Annotated in this window: 10 protein-coding genes; 8 read left to right on the top strand and 2 right to left on the bottom strand. The window is 44.7% G+C overall.

Annotated features, from left to right (window positions below):
- Window positions 1-81: 81 nt before the first annotated feature.
- Entirely contained in the window at window positions 82-585 is a 504-nt protein-coding gene (locus tag AC3WQ3_RS13705; RefSeq protein WP_492472525.1) for a hypothetical protein, read from the bottom strand.
- A gap of 303 nt (window positions 586-888) precedes the next feature.
- Here AC3WQ3_RS13705 and AC3WQ3_RS13710 point away from each other — a divergent pair, with 303 nt between their 5' ends.
- The 4 genes from AC3WQ3_RS13710 (at window position 889) to AC3WQ3_RS13725 (ending at window position 6,028) form a co-directional block, all read left to right on the top strand.
- Window positions 889-1,629, top strand: coding sequence for a LytR/AlgR family response regulator transcription factor (locus tag AC3WQ3_RS13710; protein WP_492472526.1), 741 nt, complete (start codon window positions 889-891; stop codon window positions 1,627-1,629).
- A gap of 1 nt (window position 1,630) precedes the next feature.
- Window positions 1,631-2,929, top strand: a complete 1,299-nt coding sequence (locus tag AC3WQ3_RS13715; protein ID WP_492472527.1) for a GHKL domain-containing protein — start codon at window positions 1,631-1,633, stop codon at window positions 2,927-2,929.
- 113 nt (window positions 2,930-3,042) lie between these two features.
- On the top strand, window positions 3,043-5,094 hold the full coding sequence (locus AC3WQ3_RS13720; protein WP_492472528.1) for a serine hydrolase domain-containing protein: 2,052 nt from the start codon (window positions 3,043-3,045) through the stop codon (window positions 5,092-5,094).
- Window positions 5,095-5,272: 178 nt separating this feature from the next.
- Window positions 5,273-6,028 (top strand): class I SAM-dependent methyltransferase, encoded by a 756-nt coding sequence (locus tag AC3WQ3_RS13725; RefSeq protein ID WP_492472529.1) that lies wholly within the window; start codon window positions 5,273-5,275, stop codon window positions 6,026-6,028.
- A 440-nt stretch (window positions 6,029-6,468) separates the two neighbouring features.
- Here the strand turns inward: AC3WQ3_RS13725 and AC3WQ3_RS13730 are convergent, their stop codons facing one another.
- Window positions 6,469-8,094 (bottom strand): PucR family transcriptional regulator, encoded by a 1,626-nt coding sequence (locus AC3WQ3_RS13730; protein ID WP_492472530.1) that lies wholly within the window; start codon window positions 8,092-8,094, stop codon window positions 6,469-6,471.
- 204 nt (window positions 8,095-8,298) lie between these two features.
- Between AC3WQ3_RS13730 and AC3WQ3_RS13735 the strand changes: the two genes are divergently transcribed.
- The 4 genes from AC3WQ3_RS13735 to AC3WQ3_RS13750 all read left to right on the top strand — a co-directional run bounded on the left by AC3WQ3_RS13735 (window position 8,299) and on the right by AC3WQ3_RS13750 (window position 12,957).
- On the top strand, window positions 8,299-9,519 hold the full coding sequence (locus tag AC3WQ3_RS13735) for an amidohydrolase family protein (RefSeq protein WP_492472531.1): 1,221 nt from the start codon (window positions 8,299-8,301) through the stop codon (window positions 9,517-9,519).
- Window positions 9,520-9,577: 58 nt separating this feature from the next.
- Window positions 9,578-10,798, top strand: coding sequence for an amidohydrolase family protein (locus AC3WQ3_RS13740; RefSeq protein ID WP_492472532.1), 1,221 nt, complete (start codon window positions 9,578-9,580; stop codon window positions 10,796-10,798).
- A gap of 326 nt (window positions 10,799-11,124) precedes the next feature.
- A complete protein-coding gene (locus AC3WQ3_RS13745; RefSeq protein ID WP_492472533.1) occupies window positions 11,125-12,057 on the top strand; it encodes an ABC transporter permease in 933 nt (310 codons plus the stop codon).
- 9 nt (window positions 12,058-12,066) lie between these two features.
- Entirely contained in the window at window positions 12,067-12,957 is an 891-nt protein-coding gene (locus AC3WQ3_RS13750; protein ID WP_492472534.1) for a carbohydrate ABC transporter permease, read from the top strand.
- Window positions 12,958-12,963 lie beyond the last annotated feature (6 nt).

The raw sequence follows: 12,963 nt of genomic DNA on the forward strand, positions 1-12,963 counted from the left end.
TATCTTCACATTCAAGTAGGAGCCAACTTTCGGAGTTGGCTCCTTTTCTTGTCTCATTATGAGTACGATTAGCAATCAAATTCAATTGAATGTATTTGCTATATCAATTAAGGTTTGGTAATCGTATAACGGTTCAAGATTGTTATTTTTTCCTGAAATAAGAGAGTAAGTTAGACCCTCGTTTCTCCAATAGATGGCACTCACATGTTCGTTTCCTTGGTCCCATGTTTGCGAACCGTTAGTTAATTTCAAACCTTTCTTCCCAGTCGGAGGTGTATCAATCTGTGAGTTTGTAATCATCATGATGAGATTCATTCCTTCGTCGCTATTCGCATACGTAATTTCAATTGCATCAAATTCTCCATTGGTATCTAAAATCCTTGCTGATTGTTGAGTAATATGGAAAGGAACTGACGGTTGTTTGATTTCAAATGGAACCTTAGCTTCCGCTTCTTCAAATGAAATATTAACCGGGGACTTCAGATCTGAAGTATTAGTCGGTTGATTCCTTTCCGAGTTTTGTAAGCAGGCGGACAAGAAAAGAGGAATCATACATAGGAACAGTAACTTCGTTACAGCCTTCATTTGAATCACCTCGATATCTGAATAGTTACTTCTATTACGCACTATTAGCTGGGAAGGTGCATAATCTAGCCTATTTAATCCAAAGAAAAAATGTTTCTCAAAGCTGATCAATGACACGGGTAGCAAGCAATAGTGGTATAGTGGTTCGATAATATAAAAATTTCAACGGATCTAACCGGTCTCCATGCAGTTTAGGGTTTGAAACATGCGTTTCATCCCATTTCCCCCTGAAATGTATGATAAAGTAGTATATTTGAGAGTGAAACTCAGAATTGTCGTCAAATGAAGGGCGGATGTTCTATTATGTTTAATGTTGCCATTTGTGATGATGAGGAGAAACAAAGAGAGCTCGTGAAAGCGATGCTGATTTCCTTATCTCTGAAAACGAATATTGATTTCCAAGTTGCCTTATTTGCATCCGGTGAAGAGTTGATTTCTCATTACAAAACGGCTGGGGATACCTTCCATATTCTCATTATGGATGTGGAGATGAATGGGATGAACGGCATACAGGCGGCCAAAGAAATCAGAACGATGAAATTTCTGGATGTGCAAATCATGTTTCTGACCAGCTACCCGGAGTATATGGTAGAGAGCTTCGATGTGGTTACTTTTCAATATCTGATCAAACCGATCCAGACACATATCTTCGAGGAGAAAATGATTAAACTATGCCAGTACTTGAGATCAATGGACAAAAAGTTTGTATTAATCAAATCAGCTTATGAAGAATTGTTGTTGAAATACGATGATATTCTCTGGATTGAAGTGATGAAGAGTTTAACGATCAAAAACAAACTGAATTTTGTGACCACCGAAAGCACGCATGAAAGTAAAGGCATTATTTCGAATTATGCGGATGCGTTGAAGGATCATGGCTTCTTGCAAATTCATCGCTCGATTATCATTAACCTGTTGCATGTCCAGAAGTTTAGCGGCTCCCAGGTCGTCATGTTAAATGGTGCTGAATTGCCCATCGGCCGTTCCAAAATCAAGGAAGTCAAGGATGCTTACACCAAATATATGATTATGAGGATTCAATGATATGGAACCATTTACAATCTTGTCTGTCATCGTCGTTACGCTGCTTATGGCATTCCAGGTGAATTTTTATTTCAATTCGGTACTGGGCAAGTCCAGGCAAAAGCCGAACAGAGTGGTCTATTTTGTCCTGTTTATTGTCTTATGTTTTTTCTATCTGGCTTCTACATTGCCTTCGGTCATCTCGTCGCTGGTTGTCTTAATATTTATCTTCAGTCTGGCGCAATCCTATGACGTGGAGTTGAAGCTAAAACTGGTTTTCACGGTCCTATATGCCGTACTGGTCACCATGGTGAATTATATTGCTGTATATATTATGAGTGTCTGGGACGCTACGGATTACACCACATGGGATCACTTCAACGAGGGTTATCATGGGGTGTTCTACAAGGTGATGCTGCTTGGCTGCAGTCTCATGTTTATTGTCATTCAGGTCGTTCGTCTTATTGCCAAACGCAGAAGTTTCGCCCTGCACTATCGCTATTATCTTTTATTTCTCATTGTACCGATCATTACGTTATATCAGATTAATGTGGCTTCGAACTACAGTGAGAAAAACATCTTTTATATCATTTCCGTGATGGGCTCGCTGTTTCTCAATGTGTTCATTGTCTATGTATTCGATAATATGGTGGAGAAGGTTCAGCTTGCGAATGAGAATGCCCAGCTGCAGCGTCAGATGGATTATCAGGATGCCAACTACGAGAAGACAGTGCACAGTTTCAAAAATGTGAAAGGCATCATCCATGATATTCATCAGCAGTTTCTGTACATTGAAGAATGTATCAAGCAAAACAAACATGAAGCGGCTTCTGATCATATAAAGCTTACCTTGAATAAGATTGAAGGCGTGTACCAGAGGGTAAACTCGGGCAATCTCGTGATCGATGCGCTTGTCACCAATACCATTGCCGTAGGACAGGCAAACGGAATCAAGATTGACGCCCGCATTCAGCTTCATTCTCAACAGGTCCATATCGATCGTTATGATCTCTGTGTTGTACTTGGCAATATGCTGGATAATGCAGTCGAGGCTTCCAAGAAAGTCAGGCAGGCAGAAGACAGGTATATCCTGATCGCCATTCATTCTACTGCATCTGCGATTGTCATCCAGGTGTTGAATCATGTAGAGCAATCACTAACCAATTTGAAAAGTGAGAAGCCCAATCCGGAGTTTCACGGAATCGGCCTTACGAATATATCAAGGATGTGCGAAAAGTACGGTGGGCATATGACGATTGAACATCATCATCGGACATTCAATAACATGGTCGTGCTGCCCTTTGAAGTCAACAGTCTCTGAACATGCCGTTCAGGGATTGTTTTTTTCCATTCAGGGTTTGTTCACGTTCAGAGTGTCTCTTCCCAGATATGATGAATTCATCTTATCGAAAGTACTGAGGGAGGAAGCTGAGGATGAAGAAACTGTTCAGTGTGTTATTTACAGCGGTGCTTGTGATCACTCCGATGACAGACGTCAAGGCAGAGGCGAATAAGAGCACTTCAATTGAAAAGCAGGTAGAACGAATGGCCACAAATCTGGTGCAAAATTATGGAGTCACAAGTCTACAATATGCGATTAGGGATCAGGGAGAAATCATATTGTCGGGCAGCACTGGTTTTCACGACAAAGCATCCGAGACACCGGTCACCAAGGAAAGTATGTACGGCATTGGCTCGGTGAGCAAGATGGTTGTCACCGCAGCCACCATGATGCTGGTGGATTCCGGGAAAGTAGATCTGGATGAGCCTCTTACTACCTATATTCAGGACTTTGAGATGGCGGATGCCAGGTACACCCAAATTACCCCGCGTATGCTGATGAATCATTCATCGGGTCTCTACGGTTCACATTACGGGAACAGCATGCTGTTTGACGACAATGACATGCGCAACCACGATGAACTATTGCTTAAACTCAAAACTGAAAAGTTAAAATCGAAACCTGGTTCATATTCCGTATATTGTAACGATGGCTTTCAATTGCTTGAGATCCTGGTTGAACGAGTAAGCGGTTTAAGCTACAGCGATTATGTTGCCAAGTATATCAGCAATCCGTTACAGCTGGAAGCAACCAAAACACCGCTGGATTCATTCGATAGAGATCAATTGTCTGAAGCGTATTGGCCCACGATTAAAACCAAAATGCCAGTTGAAAATGCGAACATTCTCGGTACAGGTGGGATATACTCCACATCCGAAGAATTGACCGAATTTGCTGAAGTATTGATGGGTAATAGACCGGACATATTGTCCGAATCCTCGGTCAAGTCTATGCAAAATCATGAATATCGACAAGGAATATGGGTATCAGATGAGCGAAACACGTTCAATTATGGCCTGGGATGGGATGCTGTGGATCTTGCCCCGTTTAGCGATTATGGTATTACTGCACTTGCCAAAGGTGGTGACACCATGATGTATCATGCATCACTAATCACTATACCTGAGCATGATATTTCAATGGCCGTTCTGTCCTCAGGTGGGTCCTCCATCTACAATCAGATGTTTGCGAGCAAAGTACTGCTGGAGGTATTGGAGGATCAGGGTGTCATCAAGAAAATCAAGGAAGATCAGACATTCTCTCCACCCGTAAAAGTGAAGATGCCTACGGAGCTCAATGCATATTCGGGTCTATATGGTACAGTAGGTACAACACTGGATATTGTAGTCAAAAACGACGAAATCACACTGCCAGCTTTGCAGGGCGGAATCATTCCAGAGCAGAAGTATGTCTACACTGGAGAGGGCCAATTCACAAGTACGGATGGAAGTGTGAAGGCCAGTTTCGTGAAGGAACAAAACGGTAAAGTATATGTTAAGGTGCAGGCAGTGATTACATTGCCGGGTTTAGGTCAAACGATGATGAACACGTATGATTATCAAAAATTGGAACCCAACCCTTTGAACACAGCCACAGAAAAGAAATGGACAGATCGCAGTGGCTCCAAATATTACGCACTAGATGAAAAAATCACATCGATTTTTTATCTGCTTCCTTCGATGCTAATCAAAAATCTGAGCGTTGATCCGGAGAACGGTTATGCAAACGGCACTCAAATTGTAGATTCAGACCATGCAGTGAATGTGGCAGAGATTCCCGTGATGAACGGTAGAGATGCTTTCGATCTGCAATTTTACACCAAGAATAATGCTGAGATTTTGATTCAGGATGGGCAGGAATATATTGCAGAGGATGCGATTACACCGATCTTTGGCGGCAAGACAGGTAAGGCCACCATACCAGCGAGCGGTCAAGCCCGTTGGTTCGCTATCGATTCTCGTTCTGCGAACAAATCGTTAACTGTAGTTTCGCCGAATGGCGGGGGGTATGCGGTATATAATGAGCAGGGCGAAGTGGTTCACTTTTCCATTGCAACCCCTCAACGATCCATTGAGCTTCCCAAAGGTGGCTTTATCGTCTTTGGTGGTGAAGCTGGAGATGTCTTCAAGATCCATTTAAAATAAACGCGGGTAACATTATACGAGTTCAATAGAATTAACAGATCACGAGCACACGCTGCCCGGGGTCTGTTTTTTTTATAGTAAGTATATGGAATAATCAGGAAGGATTTCTGAGGTGAATAAAGAAGGTAGTGATATGCTGTGCTTAAGATATTCTAATTCAAAGGAGACCTGATGACAGATGAAACATGAAGAACGGTTTTCAAACCGGGTTGATTCCTATACGAACTACCGCCCGAGTTATCCGAAAGAGGCCATTGATTATCTGTACAACTCCGTTGGTTTGCATGCGAACAGTAAGATCGCAGATATTGGTTCAGGGACAGGGATTTTCTCGAGATTACTTCTGGAACGTGGAAGCTATGTTATAGCCGTCGAGCCGAATCAGGCCATGCGCGCAGCCGCCGAGCAGATGCTAGAGAATGAACCGAACTTTCAGACGATATCAGGCTCTGCAGAATCTACGGGATTACCTAATCATTCGGTAGAATTTATTGTGTGCGCACAGGCGTTTCACTGGTTTGACCGCTTGGCAGCGCAGACCGAGTTTAGGCGAATTTTACAGCCGGGAGGTAAAGTGGTATTAATCTGGAATTCCCGTCTTACTAGCGGTAACTCGTTTCGGGTAGAATACGATCAGCTGCTGCATGCGTACGGAACCGACTATGAAAAAGTGAATCATAAGAATATTTCTGAGTCTGTACTTCATTCTTTTTTCAAGGAAGGCACGATGCAGAAAGCGAACTTTCAAATGAGTCAGGAGTTCGACTTCGAGGGCTTGAGAGGCAGATTGCAATCATCTTCCTACAGTCCTGTGCCCGGTCATCCCAATTATACGCCGATGATGTCTGAGCTTCAGAACATATTTGATCGAAATAAACGGGAAGGAATTATTCTATTCGATTATGAAACGGAGATATTTTGGGGAGAAGTGTGATCAGGTTATGTTCATAAGAACTGACAAAACTGAAATTAGAGGTGCGGTTCATGATGAGAAAAATGGCATCACAATCCTTACTTGTGCTTGGAGCAATTTTTATTATCACTGCAGCTCTTCCTCTATTTTTTTATGATCCATATCGTGATGGACCTCATTCTGGTCCTTCAAACATGTGGGAGTTAGTTCAAATGTTTGCTCATGACTCGTGGGCGTCACTTTTAATAATGGGCCTCCTTTTGTCGATAGCTTCTCGTTTCGTGTTTCGGCCATAAATGTAAGTATCGTTTCATGTAGATGATAGCGTTCATTAAAAAAATAATCTGCAGCCGTTCACAGAGAACCTGAGAGCGGCTGTTTTTTGTGAAATACCGGTAGAACTGCGGGAACTCTCCCATAGGTCGTTTGGCGAGACAAGAACCTTCATGAAGATATGTCTCTTAATCTTTTTGCAGCAATAAAGGTTCGATCGCTAGCGCTATACGAATTCGTAGACTTTCAGCGGGATCTTTGAGTCTTACATCCAGGAGTCTTTCACACTTTTCCAATCTGTACACCACCGTATTCCGATGTACGAAAAGCTGTTTGGATGTTTCGACAAGCTGGCATTGTGTTTCATAAAATGCATTCAAGGTACGGAGCAGCTCTTTTCTTTCGGATTCGTCGGCGATTTGCAATAATCCATCTAGAGTCGATTCATAAAATTGTTTTAGTTCGTCGTGAGGAAGCATATGGAATAAATATTCGATATCCTTGGCTTGATAGGATTGGACAAATTGTTTGCGTTTAAATCGATAGCCGAATTGCAGCGCATTGACTGCTTCTGTGTAAGAATGGCGAACGCCAAGCACATTCATTGCAGGTTTGCCGATGCCAACCGACATGTTCATTCCATTCTCATGATGGAGGTGTTTAAGCATTCCAGTGAGATGCTCGGTGAGCTTCGCCTCGTCCCAGCCTGACTCCGGGATGGATAGCAGAATGCAGTAGGTATCATGTTTGGTAAACATGGTGAAAGAATGCTCCAACGCACCAAAATGACGTTTAATATGCTCGTATTGCTCCTCGTGTTCGGTCAAGTTGTCTCCCTTTAGAGCCGCCTCCTCGTCGTTACGAATAGCCAGCACGACACAAGAATAACCCTTTCTAAGCCCGTATTTCTTGCCGCGGTTCAGCGCTTCCTGCTCGAAAGTAATATACCCCTCGATCAAATCGGAAAAAAACTCGTTTTTATGCCTGCGCGAACGTTCCTTGACTGCTTGGGATTTGGTCAGCTCCATTCCAATGACGTTGGAGGCTTGTTCAAGCGTTAAACCGTACAGACCAGTCCATTGATCTGGCGTATGAAAAGATAACAAATAGCCTTCGTGACGATACGTTTTTACAGGATATACTAGCATGCAGCTGCGTTCCCGAAGAGATGAGTCGATTAAGCACAATGAAGTCGGGCTGGAGGTATCGGACAAGTTGTGAAGTGCAGTAACTGCTGCTGCGGTAAGCTCAGTAATAATTGTATTTTGATTGGTGGCAGCAATGGTTTTCCATTTGTTGTTTAGCAGGATGACTGGGGAGGAGAGCAGTTTGGATAAGGACTGGATAATGCCGGAAATTCCTTTGCCGCGCATGATCATTTCGGAGAATTTTTTGTGAATGCTAAGTGCATATTGAAGTTCGTCGCTCTTATTGTTCAGAATAACACTGGTCGATCGTTGCAAAATCTCACCAAGGGATAGACATACATCGGAAATTTCAATGATAGGAAATTCGATACGGTCGGCTTCATGTAATATTTCATCAGGGATCGGAAGTTCAAAACGCTTGGTTTTGATGGCCAAACCGGAGCAGCGAAGCCGCTGCATGTCCCTGATCAGGTGAAAGAACACCTCAGGTTGCTGTTTCATGAAATAGCCGTTGGTCAGCAAGAGCTCGTTGGGCCTCAAAAACCGTATGATATCTGGACAGTCCATAATGTTAACGGTTTGAACCTCGCGCGTAAGACCCTTGTGCCCAGTAATCACTCTGGCATCATCGTAAATGCCGTTATTGAGCAAATCTATCAGCAGCACATTGACCCATCCCTTTCTGGAACAAGTTAAACTATTGTTAAGTAATATAACATTATGATCCTTGCGAGTAAATATCTTTGGCTTGTTCGTCCAATAATCCAAATTATTTTTATCTTTATCATCCAATGACTTCCCCCTGCAGAGTGGAATATGCTTGAATTGTTTTCAATATGTAATAAAAGCGTACATGATTGGAGGGCTGTCATGGTTGATTTGCTTATCACCGATACCGTGTTATCCAAGGATGGAAGGCGAATGGATGTAGGGGTATCCTCAGGTAAAATTGCATTTATCTCACCATCCGGTGAAGGGATATCGGAAGCGATGAATGTCGTTCAAGCCAAAGGAGGCTTGCTGCTGCCCGGCTTTGTCGAGCCGCATATTCACCTGGAAAAAGCCTATTTACTGGATGTCATGGATCGGGATGCGGATTCTCTCCAAGACGCAATTCAGATAACGGCTAAACTGAAAAATTCTTTTACAGACGAGGACATGTACAAGCGGTCGCTTGCTGTCATTCGTCAAGCCGTCCGCAACGGTGTTACTCATATGCGCTGCCATGCCGAGGTTGATCCGATTCTGGGTCTCAAGGCAATGGAGTCGGCTCTCCATCTGAAACAATCTATAAGAGATCAATTGGATCTGCAGGTGGTTGCCTTTCCGCAAGAAGGCGTATTCAGTAGTCCTGGGACGGAAGAGTTAATGGAGGAAGCGCTGCGTATGGGGGCTGACGTCGTCGGAGGAATCACGTATCAGGATGAATGCCTGGAAGATCACTTGGATTTTACATTTGGTCTGGCAGAAAAATACGGAAAACCGCTGGATTTTCATACGGATTTTTCGGACAATCCCATGGACCGTGCCATCGCGGACATAGCCAGAAGAACACTCATCACAGGAATGCAGGGACGGGTATCTGCCGGACATGTAACCTCGCTCGGTTCTCTGCCTGAGCATGAAGCCATGGATATCGCGGAACTTCTGCATCGTGCCGGGATCAGCGTTATTACGCTGCCGATGACCGACCTGTTTTTGAATGGTCGAGGAGATGCGGAAGGGCCGCGCAGAGGCTTGGCGCCAGTGCAATTGCTGCAGGAATGCAGTGTGAATGTAGCAATTGGCGTCAATAATGTCCGCAACGCATTTACACCGTTTGGCAAAGCGGATCCGTTAGAGGTTGCCTGGCTTCTGGCCGTAACTTCGTATATGGGCGGGGAACGGGATGCCCTTGCGTTGATCAGGATGCTGACGTATAACGCAGCTCAGGCTTTGGGTATTGAAAATTATGGAATAAAGGTAGGCGCTCCGGCAGATATGGTGTTATTCCAGGAACAATCCGAAAGGGATGTGCTGCTGGATAAGCCGGAAACCCGAATCGTTTGGAAATCGGGTGTGCAGGTCGGTAGTGTGGTTCAAAAGCAATAGAATGGCTGCGGGAATCACAAGCTATAGATATTGGAACACGAGTGAAGGGGATGAAGCTATGGAGAAACAGTTCACCATTATTAAAAACGTCAAATGGGCAGATGATCTGTTTGATCTAACGATTGATCGAACGACAGGAACGATCATCAGCATTGAAACAGCTGCAGCCGATGCGGAGTTTGCATCTGGAGGTACCAACCATAACGGGGCAAATGTCTTCGAAGCGGGAGGTCTGCATTACGTTCCGCCCATGGCAGATATGCATATCCACCTGGACAAACATTTTCTTGGCGAGCCGTGGAAGACACTGCAGCCCTTTGTCACCCTGCCTGGCCAATTGGAATTCGAGAAACGCATGCTGGGAGAACTTCCGACCGGAGCAGGAGAACGCGCTAAACGGTTGTTGGATTTAATGCTGGCCCAAGGTACAGCCAAGATCCGAACGCACGTTGACGTTGATCCGCAAATCGGTCTTTCGCATCTGGAGGAGATATTGGAAGTTCGTGAATTATATCGGGGCCGCATGGATATAGAGATCGTTGCGTTTCCTCAACAAGGACTACTTCGATCCGAATCGGTAGCCGTCATGCGGCAAGCACTCCGCGCTGGAGCCGACTATGTAGGCGGTGTGGATCCGGCCGGGCTGGACCGCCGAGTGGACGCCAGCCTGGAAGCGATGTTTGAGCTAGGGGCAGAATTTGCTGCGGGAATCGACTTACATCTGCATGACCCGGATCACCTCGGAACATACACGATCGATCGTTTCGCTGATTTAACGGAACAAGCAGGCATGTCCGGCCGCACTTCAGTGAGCCACGCCTATTGTTTGGGTCAGGTTACTGAAGCAGAGGTACGTTCATTGGTAGAAAAGCTGTGTGCGACAGGCGTATCCATCATGACAAGTGCACCTATCGATAGACCTATGCCGCCCATTAAGTTATTGCTGGAAGCGGGAGTAGCTGTACATGTCGGTTCAGATAATATTCTGGATTCGTGGAGTCCATTCGGCAATGGCGATATGCTCTCACGTGGGTCACGTCTCGCTGAAGCATCCGGTTGGGTAGAAGATCACTGGTTACTTGAGACATACAAGCTGATTTCCAATGCGCCGTTAACTCCAAAAGTGGGTGATCGCGGCGATTTCTCCTTAGTACATGCCTTGAATGCGATGCATGCGCTGGCAGCGGTACCTCCTCGAGAAGCGGTATTCTCGGGTGGTGTGCTTGTTGGAGGCCGTGCGTTTCCAACCAGCAGGAAGATGGCAGAAATTCATTCATAACTATTTTCTGCTAGGAGTAATTAAGCAGCGCGTCCTTGATGCGCTGCTTTTTTGTTTGCTGAAGTAGGATGTATGAAAAACTAGACATGTTGTGTTTTCACGTAATCATTGTTGACACGATGTCGGGATAGAGAGTTCCTTTTGGTGTATCAGTCCAAGATGCGTTGAATTTTTTAGACGATAACACCAATGACTAGGGGGTGTTTACAGCGTATTATTCTTGTAAGAAGAAAATAGCGTTAGATAAACTTACACGAAAGAGAAAAGGGGGGATATATTTGATTTACGACACCAAGTATCGTTACGTAGAAAAGGGGGAGAAGGGCATGCGTCGTAGTACCTTTGCATATCGCATCCAAAACATAAAAAGGCATTGGCTGCTATTGGTCATGATCTTACCAGGTATCGTCTATCTGTTCATCAACAACTACTTGCCGATGCTTGGCATTATCATTGCGTTTAAAAATGTCAATTTCGCAAAGGGGATATGGGGAAGCGACTGGGTAGGTCTTGAGAACTTCGCCTACCTGTTCCAAACGCAGGATGCCTGGGTGATTACCCGAAACACATTATTGTACAATGGTGCGTTTATCGTGCTCGGAACGATACTCTCCATAGCCGTAGCGGTGTTGCTAAACGAAGTAAGAAAAAGATTCGTCTCCCGCTTGTATCAGAGCATTATTTTACTCCCTTACCTCATCTCTATGGTTATAGTCGCTTATTTGGTACTAGCCTTGCTAAACGAGGAGAACGGGTTCGTCAACCATTACGTGCTTCCTTGGCTGGGGATCGATTCGGTGTCGTGGTATGCAGACGCTGGGAAATGGCCTTACATATTAAGTGTCGTGTACCTGTGGAAAAATGTTGGTTATACCTGCATCGTCTATCTGGCCTCCATCGTAGGCATCAGCCAGGAGTATTACGAATCAGCTACGCTGGATGGAGCTTCCAAGTGGAGGCAAGTTTGGAGCATCACCCTTCCTCTGATTAAACCCACAATGGTCATTATGGTTCTCCTTTCAGTTGGACGCATTTTCAATTCCGATTTTGGACTGTTCTATCAGGTTCCGTTGGATTCAGGTGCACTGCAAACTACTACGGATGTCATTGACACTTATGTTTACCGCGGATTGATGACTTTCGGGGACTTCGGGATGTCATCTGCAGCAGGACTATACCAGTCCATCGTCGGATTTGTGTTAGTCTTGACGACCAATGCGTTCGTTCGTCGAAAAGACAAGGATCTGGCTCTGTTTTAGTAAAAGGGGGTGGCCAACTTGTATTCAAATCGAGTGTATCAAATAACGGTTCACTTCGTGCTCATCGCGATGGCAATTGCTGCAGCATTTCCGTTCCTGCTCCTCATATCCGCTTCGCTTACCGAGGAACAAGCCATCATTAGAAATGGATATAGCTTGATTCCAGATCAATTCAGTTTCGACGCTTATGTGTACTTGTTCAATCAGTATTCATTGATTCTGCGCTCGTACGGAATTACCACGTTCATCACCATTGTGGGAACCATTCTTGGCCTTCTGATTACAACCCTCATCGCTTATCCATTATCGAGAAATGTGCTTCCGTTTCGTTCGTTCCTGTCCTTCTTTGTATTTTTCACTCTGCTTTTCAATGGCGGGCTCGTGCCCATGTACCTGGTATATACGGACCTCTTTCATTTGAAAGACACCATCTGGTCCTTGATCATCCCGAATTTACTGACTAATGGCTTCTACATTTTATTGATGCGCAGCTTCTTCTCCACGTCAATTCCCGGTGAAGTTGTGGAGTCGGCTTACGTGGATGGCGCGAGTGAATGGGTCATTTATTGCAAAATTGTTCTCCCGCTAGCGCTCCCCAGTCTGGCTACGATTGGTCTGATGCTCATGATTTCGTACTGGAACGATTGGTTTAACGGTCTGATCTTCATCAATGACGGAAGCCTGTACAGTATTCAGAACCTGCTTAACCGGATGTTGTCGGATGTTCAGTATTTACAGCAGAACAGTTTGTCCGGCCAGACGGCTGTCGCTTCATCCGTACCTCTTGCAAGCGTGAGAATGGCTATTGCCGTCATCGGTGTACTGCCGCTTATCGCAGCCTATCCGTTTTTCCAGAAGTTCTTCGTTAAAGGGTTGACCATTGGAGCTGTAAAAGGCTAACAGCGC

It is taken from the genome of Paenibacillus sp. FW104-T2 (assembly GCF_058789975.1).